Annotated in this window: 18 protein-coding genes; 9 read left to right on the top strand and 9 right to left on the bottom strand. The window is 69.4% G+C overall.

Going from position 1 to position 19,609, the window contains the following annotated elements; all coding sequences use genetic code 11:
• Positions 1–42 precede the first annotated feature (42 nt).
• Both AC2DFQ_RS10330 and AC2DFQ_RS10325 read left to right on the top strand, forming a co-directional pair.
• A complete protein-coding gene (locus AC2DFQ_RS10330; RefSeq protein ID WP_484509912.1) occupies positions 43–480 on the top strand; it encodes a PTS mannitol transporter subunit IIA in 438 nt (145 codons plus the stop codon).
• The gene (locus AC2DFQ_RS10325; protein ID WP_484533819.1) at positions 477–1,631 is read left to right on the top strand and encodes a mannitol-1-phosphate 5-dehydrogenase; all 1,155 of its coding nucleotides are present in this window, start codon (positions 477–479) and stop codon (positions 1,629–1,631) included. Before AC2DFQ_RS10330 ends, AC2DFQ_RS10325 begins: the two co-directional genes overlap by 4 nt.
• 73 nt (positions 1,632–1,704) lie before the next feature.
• Here the strand turns inward: AC2DFQ_RS10325 and AC2DFQ_RS10320 are convergent, their stop codons facing one another.
• The 9 genes from AC2DFQ_RS10320 to AC2DFQ_RS10280 all read right to left on the bottom strand — a co-directional run bounded on the left by AC2DFQ_RS10320 (position 1,705) and on the right by AC2DFQ_RS10280 (position 12,159).
• A complete protein-coding gene (locus AC2DFQ_RS10320) occupies positions 1,705–2,616 on the bottom strand; it encodes a hypothetical protein (protein ID WP_484533818.1) in 912 nt (303 codons plus the stop codon).
• 206 nt (positions 2,617–2,822) lie between these two features.
• Positions 2,823–3,938 (bottom strand): adenosine deaminase, encoded by a 1,116-nt coding sequence (locus tag AC2DFQ_RS10315; protein WP_484533817.1) that lies wholly within the window; start codon positions 3,936–3,938, stop codon positions 2,823–2,825.
• Positions 3,939–3,962: 24 nt separating this feature from the next.
• Entirely contained in the window at positions 3,963–5,276 is a 1,314-nt protein-coding gene (locus AC2DFQ_RS10310; RefSeq protein WP_484509916.1) for a thymidine phosphorylase, read from the bottom strand.
• Positions 5,273–5,674 carry a cytidine deaminase gene (locus AC2DFQ_RS10305; RefSeq protein WP_484509917.1) on the bottom strand — a complete coding sequence of 134 codons (402 nt, stop codon included), beginning with the start codon at positions 5,672–5,674 and terminating at the stop codon, positions 5,273–5,275. The genes AC2DFQ_RS10310 and AC2DFQ_RS10305 overlap by 4 nt, the downstream gene beginning before the upstream one ends.
• 1 nt (position 5,675) lies before the next feature.
• Complete coding sequence (locus AC2DFQ_RS10300; protein WP_484533816.1) at positions 5,676–6,953, bottom strand: ABC transporter permease; 1,278 nt, start codon at positions 6,951–6,953, stop codon at positions 5,676–5,678.
• On the bottom strand, positions 6,953–8,215 hold the full coding sequence (locus AC2DFQ_RS10295; protein WP_484533815.1) for an ABC transporter permease: 1,263 nt from the start codon (positions 8,213–8,215) through the stop codon (positions 6,953–6,955). The genes AC2DFQ_RS10300 and AC2DFQ_RS10295 overlap by 1 nt, the downstream gene beginning before the upstream one ends.
• Positions 8,212–9,708, bottom strand: coding sequence for an ABC transporter ATP-binding protein (locus AC2DFQ_RS10290; RefSeq protein WP_484533814.1), 1,497 nt, complete (start codon positions 9,706–9,708; stop codon positions 8,212–8,214). The genes AC2DFQ_RS10295 and AC2DFQ_RS10290 overlap by 4 nt, the downstream gene beginning before the upstream one ends.
• 108 nt (positions 9,709–9,816) lie before the next feature.
• Positions 9,817–10,893 carry a BMP family lipoprotein gene (locus AC2DFQ_RS10285; protein ID WP_484509921.1) on the bottom strand — a complete coding sequence of 359 codons (1,077 nt, stop codon included), beginning with the start codon at positions 10,891–10,893 and terminating at the stop codon, positions 9,817–9,819.
• 147 nt (positions 10,894–11,040) lie between these two features.
• Complete coding sequence (locus AC2DFQ_RS10280; protein ID WP_484509922.1) at positions 11,041–12,159, bottom strand: mannose-1-phosphate guanylyltransferase; 1,119 nt, start codon at positions 12,157–12,159, stop codon at positions 11,041–11,043.
• 233 nt (positions 12,160–12,392) lie between these two features.
• Here AC2DFQ_RS10280 and sdhC point away from each other — a divergent pair, with 233 nt between their 5' ends.
• From sdhC to trpS, 7 genes are all read left to right on the top strand, one after another.
• The gene (gene sdhC, locus AC2DFQ_RS10275; protein WP_484509923.1) at positions 12,393–12,830 is read left to right on the top strand and encodes a succinate dehydrogenase, cytochrome b556 subunit; all 438 of its coding nucleotides are present in this window, start codon (positions 12,393–12,395) and stop codon (positions 12,828–12,830) included.
• The gene (locus AC2DFQ_RS10270; protein WP_484509924.1) at positions 12,830–13,276 is read left to right on the top strand and encodes a succinate dehydrogenase hydrophobic membrane anchor subunit; all 447 of its coding nucleotides are present in this window, start codon (positions 12,830–12,832) and stop codon (positions 13,274–13,276) included. Before sdhC ends, AC2DFQ_RS10270 begins: the two co-directional genes overlap by 1 nt.
• Before the next feature lie 32 nt (positions 13,277–13,308).
• Positions 13,309–15,117 carry a succinate dehydrogenase flavoprotein subunit gene (gene sdhA, locus AC2DFQ_RS10265; protein ID WP_484509925.1) on the top strand — a complete coding sequence of 603 codons (1,809 nt, stop codon included), beginning with the start codon at positions 13,309–13,311 and terminating at the stop codon, positions 15,115–15,117.
• A 2-nt stretch (positions 15,118–15,119) separates the two neighbouring features.
• The gene (locus tag AC2DFQ_RS10260; RefSeq protein WP_484509926.1) at positions 15,120–15,905 is read left to right on the top strand and encodes a succinate dehydrogenase iron-sulfur subunit; all 786 of its coding nucleotides are present in this window, start codon (positions 15,120–15,122) and stop codon (positions 15,903–15,905) included.
• 189 nt (positions 15,906–16,094) lie between these two features.
• Positions 16,095–17,327 (top strand): YihY/virulence factor BrkB family protein, encoded by a 1,233-nt coding sequence (locus AC2DFQ_RS10255; RefSeq protein ID WP_484509927.1) that lies wholly within the window; start codon positions 16,095–16,097, stop codon positions 17,325–17,327.
• A 106-nt stretch (positions 17,328–17,433) separates the two neighbouring features.
• On the top strand, positions 17,434–18,282 hold the full coding sequence (locus AC2DFQ_RS10250; protein WP_484509928.1) for an exodeoxyribonuclease III: 849 nt from the start codon (positions 17,434–17,436) through the stop codon (positions 18,280–18,282).
• A gap of 219 nt (positions 18,283–18,501) precedes the next feature.
• Complete coding sequence (trpS, locus tag AC2DFQ_RS10245) at positions 18,502–19,506, top strand: tryptophan--tRNA ligase (protein ID WP_484509929.1); 1,005 nt, start codon at positions 18,502–18,504, stop codon at positions 19,504–19,506.
• Positions 19,507–19,609 lie beyond the last annotated feature (103 nt).

The following is a 19,609-nucleotide window of genomic DNA, read 5'->3' as shown; positions in this document are numbered from 1 at the left end:
CTGCCATTTGGGAGGCTGAACACATCAACGAAAGGCGAGACTATGGCCCGTGACGTCCTCAGCATCGGACAGGTACGCATCCACTCCGGCAGTGCGACCCGCGAGGAGGCGATGAAAGAAGCCGCCGACATCCTCGAGTCCGCCGGCGCCGTGACCAGCGCGTACTACGACGCGATGCAGCAGCGCGAGGAGACCGTGTCGACGTACATGGGCAACGAGCTCGCCATCCCCCACGGCACGAACGAGACCAAGCAGACCATCCTCGAGTCCGGCCTGTCGGTCGTGCGCTACGACGGCGGTGTCGACTGGGGCGGGGAGCCGGTCACCTTCGTGGTGGGGATCGCCGGCAAGGGCGACGAGCACCTGGAGATCCTGTCGCAGATCGCGATCCTGTTCTCTGACGAAGATGAGGTGGCGCGGCTGAAGACGGTGGAGTCGGCGGAAGATCTGTACGCGGCGCTGTCGGCGGTCAACCGGTGAGCAAGGCCGTCCACTTCGGCGCCGGCAACATCGGCCGGGGATTCGTCGGGCTCTTGCTGCACCAGGGCGGGTACGAGCTGGTGTTCTCCGACGTGGCCGAACCCCTCGTGGAGGCCATCAACGCGGCCTCCCAGTACACGGTGCACGAGGTGGGCGAGGGCGGCGTCGACACCGTCGTCACCGGATTCCGGGCGATCAACAGCGCGACCGACGCATCCGCTCTCGTCGACGAGGTCTCCACGGCGGATGTGGTCACCACCGCGGTCGGACCGACCATCTTGAAGTTCGTCGCGCCGCACATCGTCGCCGGTCTCGGCCTCCGCGACCCGGCGGCGCCTCCGCTGCAGGTCATGGCCTGCGAGAACGCGATCGGCGCCACGGACCTGCTCCGCGAGGAGATGGCGTCCGTCGCCGGCGACGGGTGGGAGGCCATCTCCGGCCGGGCGGTGTTCGCCAACACCGCCGTGGACCGCATCGTGCCCGCCCAGGAGCCCGGTGGCGGGATCGATGTCACCGTCGAGCCGTTCTACGAGTGGGCGATCGAGCGCGGACCCTTCGGTGACACACCGCCGAACATCCCCGGCGCGCACTTCGTCGACGATCTCACGCCGTACATCGAGCGGAAGCTCTTCACCGTCAACACCGGTCACGCCACGACGGCGTACTTCGGCGCGGCCGCCGGCGTCGAGCGGATCTCCGATGCGCTGGCCGACCCGCGCATCGCCGCGAACGTGGATGCCGCGCTGCGGGAGACCTCTGAGTTGCTGATCCAGAAGCACGACCTCGACCCGGCGACGCAGACCCAGTACCGCGAGACGATCCTCCGCCGCTTCCGCAACCCCGCCCTCCCCGACACCGTGTGGCGGGTGGGGCGGCAGCCGCTGCGCAAGCTGTCGCGGCACGAGCGATTCGTCGGGCCCGCCGCCGAGGCGGTCGAGCGGGGTCTTCCCGTGGACGCACTGGTGGGCGCGATGGCGGCCGCCCTCGCGTTCGACGACCCGGAGGACGCGCAGTCGGTGGACCTGCAGCGGATGCTGCGGGAGCAGTCGGCCGCGGAGTTCACGGCAGCCGTGACGGGCCTGGAGCCGGAGCATCCCCTCTTCCCCCGTATCCAGCAGATCGTCCAGACCCGCCAGGCCGAGCTCGCCTGACCCGCGCGGGTGATGTCTCACCTCCGCAGCTTTCCCGCCCGGGTTTCCTGCGCAAGTGAGACATCCCGCGCCGTCAGGGGCGCCAGCCGGCGCGGAGGAGAGCGGAGCGGGTGCGGCCGAGGGCGACGGCTCCGCCACCCCGGAGGTGATGACGGAGCACGCGGACGAGGGTCCAGCCGTTCTCGGCGAACCCGTGCCAGCGGTCGGCGTCCCTGGCGAACTGGTCCGGGTCGCTCGCATGCTGTCGACCGTCGTATTCCACGAGCACCTTCCATCGCGGGAACACCAGATCTCCTCGGCCGAGGAAACGGCCGGCGTCGTCGAAGATGTCGACGTTCAGCTCGGGTTCGGGCAGCCCGCCGCGCAGCAGCACCAGGCGGAGGCGCGTTTCCTCGGGCGACTCCGATCCGACGCGGATGGCGGCCAGCACGCCCGCGAGAGCCCGCTCTCGTCGCGCCCAGGCGACCTCGGCGCGCAGGTCGTCCAGCATCGCCAGCGGGCGACGACGCGCGACGAGGAAGTCTCCGGCAGCGACCATCGCGTCGAACGGCCAGTCGCGGGCCAGCTGTACCCACGCGCGGGAGGGGTCTTCGAGGCGGAGGCCCGCGACCTCACGAACGGCCGCGACGCGCTCCTGCAGACGATGACCGCGGATGCCGCGTGTCCGAGGGGCCTGGTGGGGCCGATGGACCGAGACATGAAGATCGGCGAGCTCCCAGCCGTACGGGGTGGGCGCGCCGTACGCCACCAGTGCCGTGTCATGACTGAAGAACTGCGCCGCCGACATCCGCGGCGCATACTGCCGGCAGCGACGGATCAGCCGGGAACGCTCGTCATCCGCCGCCCCCGCGTCCTTCCATTGCCGGACGCCGCGGAAAGGCGCGTCGAACATCGGGCCCGCCAGCGCTCCACGCCCCAGGCCGGCTGCCGTGCCGGCAGCGATGGAGAACGGCCGGTCGCCGAAGGGGGAATGCCGCGTCGTCATCCGCCCAGCCAATCCCCGCCGCCGCCCTCCCCCGCTCTCTCCCCAGCTTTCCGCCCCCTCTCGCCGGCATCGCACTCCTGTGGAGGACGTATCGAGCCGCGTGATGTCTCAGTTGTGCAGCTTCCAGCGCCTCAGAACCTGCGGAAGTGAGACATCACGCCGGGGGGGTGGGGGGGTGGGGGGGGTGGGGGGTGGGGGGTGGGGGGTCAGGAGGCGAAGCCGTCGGCGATGAGGTCGATGAGCTCCTCGCGTTCCTCCACCGGGAGGAAGGCGCCTGCGGCGGCGTTCAGCTGGAAGGCCTCGAGGTCATCGAGACCGTAGTCGAACGCCTCCACGAGCAGCGCCAGCTCGCGCGTGAGCGATGTGCGGCTCATCGTCCGGTTGTCGACGTTCACCGTGACGGCGAAGCCGAGCTGGTAGAGCAGATCGAACGGGTGGTCCTCCACGCTCGTCCCCCACGCCGCGATGGCGCCGGTCTGCAGGTTGGAGGACGGCGCCAGCTCCAGTGGGATCTCGCGGTCGCGCACCCACCGGGCGAGGTCGCTCAGGTGCACGCGGACCTCGTCGCCCTCACGAGAGACGACATCGAGGCCCTGCGCGATGCGCACCCCGTGGCCGAGGCGGAGCGCCCGGCCGTCCAGCAGGGCCGACCGGATCGACTCGAGCCCGGCCGCCTCACCGGCATGGACGGTCACGGGGAAGAACTCGCCGGCGAGGTAATCGAATGCCGTGCGGTGGAGGGCGGGGAGGAACCCGTCCTCCGGTCCGGCGATGTCGAACCCGACAACCCCGCGGCTGCGCCACTGCACGGCGAGCCGCGCGACATCCAGCGACCGCTCGTGGTGTCGGAGGGCGGTGAGGATCTGCCCGACGCGGATGTCACGGCCGGCGTCCTGCGCCGCATCCTCGCCCTCCTCCAGGCCCTCCTGGACGGCTCCGACCGCCTCATCGAGAGTGAGCCCGAGCGCGAGGTGCTGCTCCGGCGCCCAGCGCACCTCGCCGTAGACGGCCCCGTCCGCGGCGAGATCCTCGACGTACTCCCGGGCGACCCGCGTGAGGGCTTCGCGTGTCTGCGTGACCCCCACGGTCACCTCGAACGTCTTCAGGTACTCCACGAGGGAGCCGGAATCGGCACGGTCGACGAACCAGTCGCCGAGGTCGTCGGCGTCGGTCTCGGGCACCTCCAGGCCGGCGGCGTCGGCGAGATCGAGCACGGTCTCAGGCCGCACCGCGCCGTCCAGGTGGTCGTGCAGCGAGACCTTGGGCAGCGCACGAAGCGACTGCCCCTGGACGCGGATGTCGCCGTCGGAGTCGATGGCCATGGTTCCTCCCGGATCGTGAATTCGTCAGGCGGTGATGCGTTCGCGAACCCGAGGCGGGGCCTGGTGGGCCTCGTCGCCGATCTCCCACGCACCCGTCAGAGCCTCGAGGGCCCGGCCGAACCGCTCACCATCATCGGCCAGGAGGGTGAACAACGGTTGACCGGGGACGACGGTGTCGCCCGGGGCGACGTGCAGGTCGATCCCGGCGGCGTGGATCACGGGATCCTGCGGCCGGGCACGGCCCGCACCCAGCCGCCAGGCGGCGATGCCGAAGGGCAGTGCCTCGAGGCGGCGCACGGTGCCGGCGCGGTCGGCGGTGACGGTGTGGGTCTCGCGGGGCTGCGGCAGCGCGGCATCCGGGTCGCCGTCCTGGGCGCGGATCATCCGTCGCCACACGTCCATCGCCCGGCCGTCGGCGAGGGCGGCTTCCACGTCGGCGTCGGGCCTGCCGGCCAGGGTGAGCATCTCGCGGGCCAGGGCGACCGTCAGTTCCACGACGTCGGCGGGCCCGCCGCCGGCGAGCACCTCGACCGACTCGCGCACCTCGTTGGCGTTGCCGATCGCGCGCCCGAGCGGTGAGTTCATGTCGGTGAGGAGCGCCGTGGTCGCCACACCCGAGTCGGTGCCGAGCGCGACCATCGTCCGGGCAAGCTCGCGTGCGCGGTCGATGTCCTGCATGAAGGCACCCGAGCCGAACTTGACGTCGAGCACGAGAGATCCGGTGCCCTCTGCGATCTTCTTCGACATGATGCTCGAGGCGATGAGCGGGATCGCCTCGACGGTGCCGGTGACATCGCGCAGGGCGTAGAGCTTCTTGTCCGCGGGGGCGAGGCCGGACCCGGCGGCGCAGATGACCGCGCCGATCTCATCCAGCTGCGCGAGGATCTCGTCGTTGGTGAGCGCGGCGCGCCAGCCGGGGATCGACTCCAGCTTGTCCAGCGTGCCACCGGTGTGTCCGAGGCCCCGGCCCGACAGCTGCGGCACGGCCACACCGAAGGCCGCCACGAGCGGGGCGAGCGGCAGGGTGATCTTGTCCCCCACGCCGCCGGTGGAGTGCTTGTCGACGGTGGGCTTGTCCAGCGAGGAGAAGTCCATCCGTTCGCCGGAGTCGATCATGGCGTCGGTCATCACGCGGATCTCGTCGCGCTCCATCCCGTTGAGGAGCACCGCCATGGCGAACGCCGCCATCTGCGGGTCGGTCACGTAGCCGCGCGTGTACGCGTCGATCATCCAGCGCAGGGCCGGCTCCGGGATGCGGCCGCCGTCGCGCTTCGCGCGGATCACATCGATCGCGTCATGGGGCTCGATGGAGCCGGAGGCGGAGGAGGAGACCGTCATCGAGCGACCTCCTCCAGGTCGCGCGGACCGAACGCGTCGGGCAGCACCTCGTCGATCGTGCGGATCCCCGACACCGTCTCCAGGAGCATCCCCGGTATCGCGTGCTCGAACAGCAGTTGGCGGCACCGTCCGCACGGCATGATGGTCTGCCCCTCGCCGTTGACGCACACGAAGGCCACGAGCTGACCGCCCCCGGACATGTGCAGGTCGGAGACGAGACCGCATTCGGCGCAGAGGCCCACACCGTAGGAGGCGTTCTCGACGTTGCACCCCGAGACGATCCGCCCGTCGCTGACCAGCGCCGCCGCCCCCACCTTGAACCGTGAGTACGGCGCGTAGGCGCGCTGCATGGCCTCGGTTGCGGCGACGCGGAGAACGTCCCAGTCGATGTCGGTCACGTCACTCCTTGACATAGGGTTTGCCGGCGGCCTTGGGGCCGACGACTCGGCCGGCCACGATCGCCACGGCGATGAGGGTCACCACGTACGGGGTCATCTGGATGAGGTCGGTCGGAATCTGCGATCCGGCTTGGCCGGCCCAGATGCGGAAGTTGCTGGCGAAGCCGAACAGGAGTGCCGCGATCGCCGCGCCCCACGGGTTCCACCGGCCGAGGATGACGGCGGCCAGGGCGATGAAGCCCTGCCCCGCGCTCATCTCGCGGACGAATGGGCCGACCGCACCGATGGTCAGCGATGCACCGCCGAGACCGGCGATGAGACCCGCGACGCTGACGGTCCAGAATCGCCACACGTTCACCTTGATGCCGACGGTGTCAGCCGCCAGCGGATGCTCGCCGAGGGCGCGGATGCGCAGGCCCGAGGTCGTGCGGAACAGCACGAACCAGGTCAGCGGCACCAGGAGGAACATGATGTAGGTCGTCAGCCGCTGATCGAAGAAGACCGGGCCGAGAACAGGGATGTCCGACAGAAGCGGGATCGCGATCCGCGGGAGGGTGCCGGGGTCGTTCAGCGCCGCGGAGTTGGCGCCGATCACCGCCGAGTAGAGGAAGTTCGTCACGGCGGTGACCAGGCCGATCAGCACGACACCGACCACCACCTGGTCGACCAGGTAGCTGATGGAGAACCAGGCCAGCACCATCGCGATCAGCGCGCCGGAGATCATCGCGGCACCGAGGGCGAGGATCTGGTTTCCCGTGACCGATGCCACCATCGCGGCCGTGCAGGCACCGGCGAGGAGCTGCCCTTCGATGGCGATGTTCACGATGCCGACACGCTCGCCGATGACCCCGGAGAGCGCGCCGAACACGATGGGGGTGGACAGGGCGATCGCGCCGGTGAGGAGGAAGACCACGGGCACCGATCCCCCCGCCCCGACCCAGGCGACGAGGGCGACGAGGAATCCGAGGCCGACGACGAGCGGGAACCAGACGCTCACCCGGCGACGGCGGGCGGCCAGTGCGAAAGCGCCCACGGCCGCGGCGACCGCGACCACCCCGGACACGACACCGGCCGCACGCGCCGTCGTGACGAACGGGGCGAGCTGGACGGCGTCGTCGCGTCCGGAAAGCTGGAACGCCACCGTCTCGTCATTGCCCAGCAGGCCGAACGCGATGAGAGTGATCGCGGCCAGCGCGCCGAGGAGGATCGGGGTGCGCCAGACGCGGGGCGGGAGAGCGGGGGTGGGAGCGATTTTCTCGGGAACGGCGACGGCGGTCATCACTCGTCTCCCTTCGCCTCGAGCTGCGGCTTTCGACCGGTGTTCAGCTCGGTCACTTCCCGCGGCGTCGGCAGGAACCGGAAGATGGCGCGCACCAGCGGCGGCGCGGCGATGAACAGCACGATGAGGCCCTGCACGACGCCGAGGATCTCCGGTGCGACATCGGCCAGCTGCATCGTGGGGCCGGCGGCACGCAGCATCCCGAACAGGATGCCGGCCAGCAGCACGCCGCCCGCCCGCGATCCGCCGAGCAGAGCCACGGTGATCGCGTCGAATCCGATGCCGGAGTCGATCGAGGGGCCGAAGTTGCCGTCGCGCCCCAGCGACTGGTTGATGCCCGCCAGGCCGATGAACAGGCCCGACAGCACCATCGCGACGATGTACATCCGCTTCACGTCGATGCCCGCCGTCCGCGCGGCGTCGGGGTTCAACCCGACCATGCGCAGCCGGAAGCCCAACGACGAGCGCTCCATGAGCCACCAGTAGACGCCGACGGCCACGATGCAGAGGACGAAGCTCCAGCGGAGATCGAAGCCCGGACCGAAGATGCGGGAGAACACCGCGGTCGGGTCGGGGGGCCGCGTCGTCGGGTTGTTCCCCGACTCCATGTCGTGCAGCACCGGGGTGCGCATGAGGAACGTCGCGAACGACACCGCGATGTAATTCATCATGATCGTGACGATGACTTCGTGGGCGCCCGTCGTCGCCTTGAGCACCCCCGCGATGCCGGCCCAGATCGCGGCGCCGACCAGCCCGAACAGCACCGCGACGACGAGGTGGATGCCGTAGGGCAGGTGCAGCTGGAACGAGGCCCACGCCGACCAGATCGCGGCCATGACCATCTGGCCCTGGCCACCGATGTTGAACAGGCCGGCGCGGAAGGTCAGCGCGACACCGAGGCCGGCGGCGATGAGGGGGCCGGCGAAGCGGAGCGACTCCAGGAGGGGCCGGAACGCCCGCTCGGGGGACTCGGCGGAGAAGTTGTAGACCGATCCCCGGAAGAGCGCCGCGTAGGCGTTCCCGACCGCACGCCCGGCCTCCCCGAGGAAGTCCGTCGGGCGGGAGAAGAAATACGGCAGCGTGCGACCGACATCTTCGTTCGTGAAGATGATGAGCACCGAAGCCACGATGAGCGAGAGCACGATCGCGGCGATCGTGCGGACGATGCCGCCGGAGGCGATGTCGCGCAGCACGTCGCCGAGCGTCGGGCGGCTCCCCGGGGGCGGATCCGGCGTGATGACGTCGGTCTGCGGCTGGGTCATTCGTGCACTCCTGCCATCAGGCGGCCGAGCCGCTCCCGAGGCGTGTCGGCGGGAACGATGTCGATGATGGCGCCCCGGTACATCACGGCGATGCGGTCTGCGAGGGCGACGACTTCGTCGAGCTCGGTCGAGATGATGAGGACGGGAATGCCCGAGTCGCGGATCTCCACGATCCGCTCGTGGATGAACTCGATGGACCCCACGTCCACGCCCCGCGTGGGCTGCGAGGCCACGAACAGTTTGAGGTCGCGTCCGAGCTCGCGGGCGAGCACCACTTTCTGCTGGTTACCGCCGGAGAGGCGCCCGACCAGGACGCCGCGGTGCGGGGTGCGGATGTCGAACTCCTCGATGGCCTCGTCGGCGAAGCGGTCGCGTTCGGCGAAGTCGATCGCGGGGCCCTTCGTGAAGGGGCCGGAGAACGATCGGTCGAGCATCAGGTTCTCCGCCACGGAGAACTCCGCGACCAGCCCGTCCACCTTCCGGTCCTCCGGGACGAACCCGACGCCGCTGTCGAGCACGTGTCGCACGTGGGCGGAGGAGAGTTCCTCCCCGTCGAGGCGGATGCTCCCCTGCATCTTGTCGCGGAGACCGACGAGGGCCTCGGTGAGTTCGGTCTGCCCGTTTCCCTGCACGCCGGCCACGGCGAGCACTTCGCCGGCGCGGATGGTGAAGGAGACGTCGTCCAGGAGCCGCTCGCCGGCGGGCCCGAACAGGGTGAGGTTCTCCACGACCAGCGCTTCCGCGCCGAGCTTCGGCGGATCTTTGTGGACGGTCAGCCCGACCGCGCGCCCCACCATGAGGGCGGCCAGTTCGTCGGTGGATGCGCTGGGGGCGGCCGACCCGACGACCTTGCCGAGCCGGATGACCGTGATGGTGTCGGCGACCGCGCGCACCTCGCGGAGCTTGTGCGTGATGAAGACGATGGAGGTGCCGCCGTCGGCCAGGCGACGCATCGTCGCCATCAACTCGTCGGTCTCCTGGGGGGTGAGCACCGCGGTGGGCTCGTCGAGGACGAGCACACGGGCATCCCGCGCCAGCGCCTTGATGATCTCGACGCGCTGCTGCGCGCCCACGGGCAGGTCACCCACGACGGCGTCCGGGTCGAGTTCGAAGCCGAACCGGTCGGAGATCTCGCGCACGCGGCGGCGCGCCTCGGCGAGGTCGAGCACTCCGCCACGGCTGGGCTCGTGGCCGAGGATCACGTTCTCGGCCACGGTGAAGACAGGGATGAGCATGAAGTGCTGATGCACCATTCCGATGCCGGCGGCCATGGCCCGGCCCGGTCCAGAGAAGTGCTGGGGGATGCCGTCGAGAAGGATCTCGCCCTCGTCGGGCTGGTAGAGCCCGAAAAGCACATTCATGAGGGTGGACTTCCCGGCGCCGTTCTCACCGAGGAGCGCGTGGATCTCGCCGGCTTCGACCACCAGGTCGATGCCATCGTTGGCCACCAGCGGTCCGAACCGCTTCGTGATCCCGCGGAGTTCGAGTTTCATGGTGCGACCCATCCTGCCGGAACCGGCTCGAAACGGCACACGCCGAGGCGGACTGTGCCGCCCCGGCGTGTGCCAGGGGTGTGACTGTGCCAGGGATGGGACGAAGGATCAGGGGCCGGCGAGCGGGTCGATCGACCCGTCGATGATGCCTGCCCTGATCTCTTCGAGCCGGTCCTTCACTTCCTGCGGGATCTCGCTGTCGAACACACCGAAGTCGCTCAGCGTGGTGCCGTCGTTCGCGAGCGTGCCGACGTACGGGTCAGCGGTGAACTCGTCGCTCTCGATGATCGTCGTGATGACCTCGAGCACGGCCTGAGTCATGCGCTTCTCCACCGAGGTGAGAGTGATGTCGGCGAGCTCGGGCTGGGTGACGGCGATGTCCTTGTCGACACCCAGCATGACGCCCGACCCTGCCTCGCGGATAGCCTCGGCGGTCGCGGTGAAGAGGCTGCCTGCGACAGGGAAGATGACATCCGCGCCGGCGGCGAGCTGCCCCTGCGAGATGGTCTGGGCCACACCGGTGTTCGCGAAGTCGCCCACGAAGTCACCGGTGTTGGCTGCCGGATCCCAGCCGACGATGGTGATCGGCGTACCGGTCTCCTCCTCGTAGTACTTCGCACCGTTGTAGTAGCCGGTCATGAAGGAGGTGACGGAGTCGATCTGGTCGCCACCGTAGGTACCGATGATCTTGCTGGTGGAGAACGCCGCGGCGAGATAGCCGGCGAGGAAGCTCGACTCCTGCATCGCGTACGTGATCGGCTTGAGGTTCTCCTGGCCCTGGTTCCACCCGTCGATCCACACGATGCGGGCCTCGGGGTTGGCCTCGGCGAAGTCGAAGATGACGTCGTTGATGGAGAAGTTGAAGCCGACCGCGAAGGTCACGTCGCACCCGGCGTCGACCATCTGCGTGAGGTTCGGGGTGAAGTCCTCTTCGCTGTTGGACTCGGCGTCGGCGATCTCGATGCCGAGGTCGGATTCCGCATCGAGCAGGCCCTGGTAGGCCGACTCGTTGAAGCTCTTGTCGTTCCAGCTGCCCTCGTCGGACACGGCGCAGGCGAGGAAGTCGCTGTCCTCTGCGGAGCCGCCACCCTCCTCGGGAGCCGGTGCGCACGCCGACAGCAGCAGGCCGGCGGCTCCGATGAACGCCATGGTGGCGAAAGTCCGCTTACGGGTGGGTGCAGTCACTGCAGTCCTCTCTGAACAGGTTCGGGCGCGGAAAACCGCAGCGCCCGGCCGGGATATTTCTGAACGTTACGTCGGATGGCGCGAGACCACCCACTCTGGTCGGCCCTCAGGCCCGAAGAGTTACCAAGTTGCGATGCTTCGGGGCCATCAGAGCACGTCGCCGCGCCCGGTGAGCTTGAGGGCGTCGACGACGCCCTTGACGCGCTGGGCGTGCTCGCTCGTGGTCACCAGCAGCGCGTCGGCGGTGTCGACCACCACGATGTCCTGCACGCCGATGAGGCTGATGATCCGTTCGGTCTGCGACACCACGATCCCGCTGGAGGCGTCGGCCAGCACCCGGGCATGGCTGCCCAGGATCGCCAGCTCGTTCTTGCCCCCGTGGGAGTTGAGCTTGGCCAGGCTCGCGAAGTCGCCGACGTCGTCCCAGTCGAAGTGACCGGGGATGACGGCGAGGCGGCCCTTCTCCGCGGCCGGCTCGGCGACGGCGTAGTCGATGGCGATCTTCTTCAGTGTCGGCCACACCCGGTCAACGACCGGACCGCGGCGGTCGCGGTCATCCCACGCCTCCGCCAGTTCCAGGAGCCCGGCGTGCAGTTCGGGCTCGTTCGCGGCGAGCTCGGCCAGGAGCACGTCGGCGCGGGTGATGAACATGCCCGCGTTCCACAGGTAGTTGCGGTCGGCGAAGTAGCCGCGCGCGGTCTCCAGGTCGGGCTTCTCCACGAAGCGCTCCACCATTGCCGCTTCGGGTGAGCCGTCGACGTCGAGTTCACCGTCCTTGCGGATGTAGCCGAAGCCGACCGACGGTTCGCTGGGCTGGATGCCGATCGTGCAGATGTAGCCGGCGCGGGCGACGGCGACGGCCTGCTGGACGGCGAACTCGAACGTGCGCGTTCCGCGGATGACGTGGTCGGCGGCGAACGAACCGATGATGACATCCGGCTCTCGACGGTGCAGGATCGCCGCGGCCAGACCGATGGCCGCCGACGAGTCACGGGGCTCGGACTCGAGGAAGACGTTGTGGTCGGGGATACCGGGCAGTTCGTTCTCCACCGCCGCGCGGTGGGCGCGCCCGGTGACCACGGCGATGCGGTCACGACCTGCCAGCGGCTCCAGCCGGTCCCAGGTGGCGCGCAGGAGCGTCTGGCCGGACCCCGTCAGGTCGTGGAGGAACTTCGGCGCCTCCGCGCGCGAGAGCGGCCACAGCCGGCTGCCGATGCCGCCGGCGGGAATGACGGCGTAGAAGTCGTCGATGGGATCGTGGGACATGCGAACAGGCTAGCCGCGCGCGGGCTGGCGGCAGGTGTCGGACGGATGACCGTCGTGGAACGGGGCATCCGCGGCCCCGCCGGATATCTCGATATCGAGACAGTAAGGTCGGCCTAATCCCCGGAATTACGCCCCCGGTCGTAGGATGATCCCGCGCCCGTGTGACGCAGAAGCCATTGGTGCTTCTCGGGGCAACGGACCGCCCGCTCAGCCGTGTTCGATCAGGGAGGACGATGGTGTCTGCACCAGCGCGCATCACGCCGACGGTGGCCGAGACCACCTCGAAGGTTCCACGCGGGACGCTGTACCGCGGCCGCGAAGGCATGTGGTCGTGGGTTCTGCACCGCATCACCGGCGTCGCCATCTTCTTCTTCCTGCTCGTCCACATCCTCGACACCGCGCTCATCCGCGTCTCGCCCGAGGCGTACGACGCGGTCATCGGGACGTACAAGAACCCGGTGATGGGCCTCGGCGAGGTGGCCCTCGTCGGAGCGATCGCGTACCACGCGTACAACGGGATCCGCATCATCCTCGTGGACTTCTGGGGCTGGGCGACGCGCCACCAGCGTCAGCTGTGGTGGATCGTCCTGGGCGTCTGGGCCGTGACGATGCTCGGGTTCACCCCCCGGCACCTCATCAATGTCTTCGCCAACGTGGGAGGGGGGCACTGATGACCGCCCAGATCGCTTCGACAGTGCCCGCACCGCGCACCCGCAACAAGGGCTCGAACCTGGAGAAGTGGGGCTGGGTGTACATGCGCGCCTCCGGCGTGCTCCTGGTCGTCCTCATCTTCGGGCACCTGTTCGTCAACCTCATGACCGGCGACGGCATCCACCAGATCGACTTCGCCTTCGTCGTCGGCAAGTTCGCCTCGCCGTTCTGGCAGTGGTGGGACGTGCTGATGCTGTGGCTGGCCATGATCCACGGCGCCAACGGCATGCGCACGATCGTGAACGACTACGTCGCCTCCCCCACCGTGCGTCGCGTGCTGGTGTGGGCGCTGTGGCTGTCGGCGGGTCTCCTGATCCTGCTCGGCACTCTCGTGGTCTTCACCTTCGACCCCTGCATCGGCGTGACCGAATCCAGCTCCCTGTGGGACATGTGCCAGGCCGCCTGACCTTCCGACCGAACCAGTAGAGGCATCATTCCGTGAGCACCCAGACCAGCGCTGATTCCGTCGTCCGCGACGGCGTGCACTACCACCAGTTCGACATCGTCATCGTCGGCGCCGGCGGCGCCGGCATGCGCGCGGCGATCGAGGCGGGCCCGGGCGCGAAGACCGCGGTCATCTCCAAGCTCTACCCGACCCGGTCGCACACCGGTGCGGCGCAGGGCGGCATGGCCGCCGCGCTCGCGAACGTCGAAGAGGACTCCTGGGAGTGGCACACCTTCGACACGGTCAAGGGCGGCGACTACCTCGTCGACCAGGATGCGGCGGAGATCCTCGCGAAGGAGGCCATCGACGCGGTCATCGACCTCGAGAACATGGGCCTCCCCTTCAACCGCACGCCCGAGGGGAAGATCGATCAGCGCCGCTTCGGCGGCCACACCGCCGACCACGGCAAGACCCCCGTCCGACGCGCCTGCTACGCGGCGGACCGCACCGGCCACATGATCCTGCAGACGCTCTTCCAGAACTGCGTCAGGCTCGGCATCAACTTCTTCAACGAGTTCTACGTGCTCGACCTCATCACGGTGAAGGATGCCGACGGCGGCACCCAGGTCGCCGGCGTGGTCGCGTACGAGCTGGCCACCGGCGACCTGCACGTCTTCCAGTCCAAGGCCGTGATCTTCGCCACCGGCGGGTTCGGCAAGATCTTCAAGACGACCTCGAACGCCCACACCCTCACCGGAGACGGCGTCGGGATCGTGTGGCGCAAGGGCCTGCCGCTGGAGGACATGGAGTTCTTCCAGTTCCACCCGACCGGCCTCGCGGGGCTCGGCATCCTCCTCACCGAGGGCGCCCGCGGAGAGGGCGCGATCCTGCGCAACGCCAGCGGCGAGCGCTTCATGGAGCGATACGCCCCCACGATCAAAGACCTGGCCCCGCGTGACATCGTCGCGCGATGCATGGTGCAGGAGGTCGCGGAGGGCCGCGGCGCCGGCCCCCACCGCGACTACGTGCTGCTGGACTGCACGCACCTGGGCGCCGAGGTGCTGGAGACGAAGCTCCCCGACATCACCGAGTTCGCCCGCACCTACCTCGGCGTCGACCCGGTGGTGGAGCCGGTGCCGGTGATGCCCACGGCGCACTACGCGATGGGTGGCATCCCCACCAACAACAACGCCGAGGTGCTGAGCAACAACACCACCGTCGTCCCGGGCCTGTACGCCGCCGGGGAGTGCGCGTGCGTGTCCGTCCACGGCTCCAACCGGCTCGGTACCAACTCGCTGCTGGACATCAACGTCTTCGGCAAGCGCGCCGGCCGCAACGCCGTCGAGTACGTCCAGACCGCCGACTTCGTCGCGCTCCCGGAGGATCCCACCCGCGAGATCCGCGAGCTGATCGAGCGGATGCGGGTCAACCCCGGCACGGAGCGGATCTCCGTGCTGCGCAAGACGCTGCAGGACGAGATGGACAAGGGAGCTCAGGTGTTCCGCACCGAAGAGTCCCTCGCCCACGTGCTCGACGTCATCGCCGACCTTCGCGAGCGCTACCTCAACGTGCACGTCGACGACAAGGGCAGGCGCTACAACACCGACCTGCTCGAGGCTGTGGAACTGGGGTTCCTCCTCGATCTCGCCGAGGTCGTGGTCTACGCCGCGCAGAACCGCAAGGAGAGCCGTGGCGGGCACATGCGCGACGACTACCCCAAGCGCGACGACGAGAACTACATGCAGCACACCATGGCCTACCTGACGGGCGACCCCCACTCGTCGCATCCGGCCGACCACATCGAGCTCGGCTGGAAGCCCGTGGTCATCACCCGCTACCAGCCGATGGAGAGGAAGTACTGAGCATGGCCACTGCCACCATCGACACCGCACGGGATTCGCAGAGCGTCGAGCAGGCGCCCGAGTCCACCGGCGTCCAGTCGTTCCTGGTCACCTTCAACATCCGCCGGTTCGACCCGGAGGTCGACGCGGAACCGCGCTGGGTCGACTACGACGTCGAGCTGTACCCCACCGACCGTGTGCTGGACGCCCTGCACAAGATCAAGTGGGAGGTCGACGGGTCGCTCGCCTTCCGCCGGTCGTGCGCCCATGGCATCTGCGGCTCGGACGCGATGCGCATCAACGGCCGCAACCGCCTCGCCTGCAAGACGCTGATCAAGGACCTCGACATCTCGCAGCCGATCTACGTCGAGGCCATCAAGGGTCTCCCCCTGGAGAAGGACCTCATCGTCGACATGGAGCCGTTCTTCGCCTCCTACCGCGACGTGCAGCCGTTCCTCATCGCGAACTCCAAGCCGGAGGCCGGCAAGGAGCGCATCCAGTCGATCGTCGACCGCGAGGTCTTCGACGACACCACCAAGTGCATCCTGTGCGCCGCGTGCACGTCGTCGTGCCCCGTGTTCTGGACCGACGGGCAGTACTTCGGCCCGGCCGCGATCGTCAACGCGCACCGCTTCATCTTCGACTCGCGCGATGACGCCGCGGATGTGCGCCTGGACATCCTCAACGACAAAGAGGGCGTCTGGCGCTGCCGCACGACCTTCAACTGCACCGAGGCGTGCCCCCGCGGCATCGAGGTCACCAAGGCCATCGCCGAGGTCAAGCAGGCCGTCCTCAGCGGTCGGCGCTGAGAACCGACGCATCGCGCGCTGACGGCCCCGGACGCTGATCCGGGGCCGTCAGCGTGTCCAGGCGCGGATGCTGATCCGGGGGCCGTCAGCGTGTCCGGGCGCGGATGCTGATCCCGGGCCGTGCGCGCGTCCGGGCGCGCACCGGGGATGCCTCGCCCCGCGCGATGGCGGCCTCGATACCCTGTTCGCGTGACCGAGACTCCGCCCCCACGCCGCCGCAGGCCCGACCCCGGGCCGTTTCCGGCGGCGTCCGCCGGCGCGGTGCCCACCGGCGCGGACGCCGCGGGTGATCGCCGCGGCGAGCTCCGCGAGCGTCTCGACGTACCTCTCGAACGCGCGGGCGAGATCACGCGGCGAACCCTCGAGTGGTTCCCCGTCCGCGTGTGGCGCCACTTCCTGCAGCACAACGGGTTCCTCCTGGCCGCGGGCATCTCGTATCAATCGCTGTTCGCGATCTTCAGCGTCATCTACCTGGCGTTCGCGGCGGTGGGCGTCTGGCTCGGCGACAGCCGGCGCGCCGTGAGCGCCCTCGTCGACCTCATCGATCGCTACATCCCCGAACTCATCAGCGAGACCGGGCTGATCACCCCCGAGCAGGTGCAGCAGATCGCCTCCGGAAGCAGCAGGCTGTTCACGGCGACCGGCGTCGTGGCGCTCGTCGCCGTGATCTGGACGGCGATCGGCTTCGTCACCTACGCGCGCCGCGCCGTCCGGGACACCTTCGGACTGCCCTTCGATCGCCGCAGCTACCTGCTCCTGAAGGCGCGCGACCTCCTCGCGGCCCTTCTGTTCGGGCTCGCACTCATCACCGGCGCCGCCCTGAGCTCCATCACCACCGGCGCCGTGGACCTGCTCTTCTCGCTCCTGGGACGCACGAGCGATTCGGTGGGCGCCCAGGTCGTCACCCGCGGGCTGTCGCTCGTGGTCGCGTTCGGGGTGAACACGCTCGCCCTCGCGGCGCTGTTCCGCTTTCTCACCGGCACGTCGCTGCGCTGGCGACGGATCTGGCCCGGCGCGCTCCTGGGCGGGGGCGCGATCGTGGTGCTGCAGATCGGGGCAGGATTCGTCTTCGTCTACACCCCGTCCAACCCGCTCCTGGCGACCTTCGCCATCTTCATCGGCTTCCTCCTCTGGTTCCGTCTGAACGGCATCGTGATCCTCGTCGCCGCCGCGTGGATCGCCGTGGCCGCCGCCGACCACGGGGAGTCGCTCGAAAGCGAACGAGACGAGCGGGCGGACGAGCGCGCCGCCCTGCTGGTCGCCGCCCGGGTCCGGCTGCGGGAGGCTCGTCAGAAGGCGCAGACGGCCCCGTGGTACGCGCGCCGAGCCGCGCGGCGCCGGGTCGCCGAGGCGGAAGCTGCCGTCTCCGATGCCGAGCGGAACGCCGCGTCCCTCCCCCGCTCCGCTCTCCCCTGGGACTGACGCGGGCGAGACCCTCCCGGCCGACCGGGGGCGATCATCCCGGCGGACGCGTCCGCACGCAGAGGCGCGACCCGCCGATGTCGGGGCGCGCGGTTAGGCTCGGGAGGTGCCCCGCCGCGTCCGCATCGTGTCCATCAACGTCAACGGCATCCGTGCTGCCGCCCGCAAGGGTATGAGCGAGTGGCTCGATGAGGCCGACGCCGACATCCTCGCGATCCAGGAGGTGCGCGCCACCCAGGACGAACTGCGATCCGCGCTCCCGGGGTGGGAGGTCGTGAACGACGAGGCACTCGCCAAGGGCCGCGCCGGGGTCGCCATCGCGAGCCGGCTGCCGTCCGTCCAGATGCGCACCGTCCTCGGGCCCGAGCCGCTGGATTCCGCGGGCAGGTGGATCGAAGCCGACTTCGACATCGACGGCGAGAGCATCGCGATCGTCAGTGCGTACGTGCACACCGGTGAGGCCGACACCCCTCGGCAGGACGCCAAGTGGGCCTTCCTGGACGCGATGGAGCGACGGATGCCGCAGCTGGAGGCGGAGCATCCGCTGGCCCTCATCATGGGAGACCTCAACGTCGGGCACCGCGAGCTGGACATCCGCAATTGGAAGGGCAACGTCAAGAAGGCCGGCTTCCTCCCGCGCGAGCGCGCGTACTTCGACCGCTTCCTCGGCGACGCGGGAGCCACGGTGACCGGCGCCGACGGCAGCGTCGGCACGGGCCTCGGATGGGTCGACATCGGCCGCCGCCACGCCGGCGACGTCGACGGTCCGTACACGTGGTGGTCGATGCGCGGGCGCGCGTTCGACAACGACTCCGGGTGGCGCATCGACTACCACCTCGCCACCCCCGCCCTGGCAGAGCGCGTCGCGGACTACCGCGTCGTGCGCGCCCCGTCGTGGGACACGCGCTGGAGCGACCACGCGCCGGTCATCGCCGACTACACGCTCGGCCGCTGACCTCCTCTTAACCCCTGGTGCCCCGGCTCGGCTCGGCCGGTCCTCCGCTGCCGTCACGGATGCGGAGATCGTCCGGCGTCACCGGACCTTCGCTGCCGTCGCCGGATGCGGAGATCGTCGCCGGGTTCGGACGGTTCAGGGCGCAGCATCCGCACGTGTCGTCCTCCCCCGAACCCGCGGACCGGCAGGGGCCGCATCGCCCGCCGGTAGAATCGGTGAGTGACCAAACCCCGTCTCTACTCCGGCATGCAGCCCTCCGCCGACTCGCTCCAGATCGGCAACTACATCGGGGCGCTCATGCAGTGGCGAGACCTGCAGGAGTCGTACGACGCCTTCTTCTCCGTCGTCGACCTGCACGCGCTGACCCAGCCGAACGACCCGTCGGAGCTGCGCGCGAAGACCCGCCGCACCGCCGCACAGTACATCGCCGCGGGCATCGAACCGTCGCGATCGACGCTCTACGTGCAGTCGCACGTTCCCGCGCACGCCGAGCTGGCCTGGGTGCTGTCGACCATCACGGGGTTCGGTGAGGCCGGCCGGATGACGCAGTTCAAGGACAAGTCCGCCCGGTACGGCACGGACGGAACGAACGTCGGGTTGTTCACCTACCCGGTGCTCATGGCCGCGGACATCCTGCTGTACCAGACCGATGTCGTGCCCGTCGGCGACGACCAGAAGCAGCACATCGAGCTCACGCGCGACCTCGCCGAGCGGTTCAACGCCCGCTACGGCGAGACCTTCACGGTGCCGACGCCGGTGATCCAGCGCGACACCGCGCGCATCTTCGACCTGCAGAATCCGACGGCGAAGATGTCGAAGTCGGCCGAGTCGGATGCGGGGACCCTGTGGCTGCTGGATGAGCCGTCGGTGACCTCGAAGAAGATCATGCGGGCTGTGACCGACAGCGAGGGGAGCGTGCGCTTCGACCGCGAGGCCAAGCCGGGCGTGTCGAATCTCCTCGTGATCTATGCCGCACTCACCGGACGTCAGATTCCCGCGATCGAGGACGAGTACGCCGGCCGCGGCTACGGCGACTTCAAGAAGGGCCTCGCCGAGGTCGTCGTGAACGAGTTCGCGCCGGTGCGTGAGCGCGCGCTGTCGATGCTCGACGACCCCGCCGAGCTCGACCGGGTGCTTGCGGAGAACGCGGGCCGGGCAGCATCCGTCGCCGACGGCACCCTCTCCGCCGTCTACGACCGCCTGGGCCTCCTCCGCCGCGCCTGACCCTCCTCCGCCGCGCCTGACCCTCCTCCGCCGCGCCAGAGCTCGCCCGCCGGCTATCGCGGCGCGCGCCACGCCGCGCCCGCTCCCCGTGCCGAATTCAGTC

The organism is Microbacterium sp. Z11_20, assembly GCF_057197605.1.
Note: the sequence above shows the minus strand (reverse complement) of the source record. Positions and strands in the feature narration are given on the sequence as shown.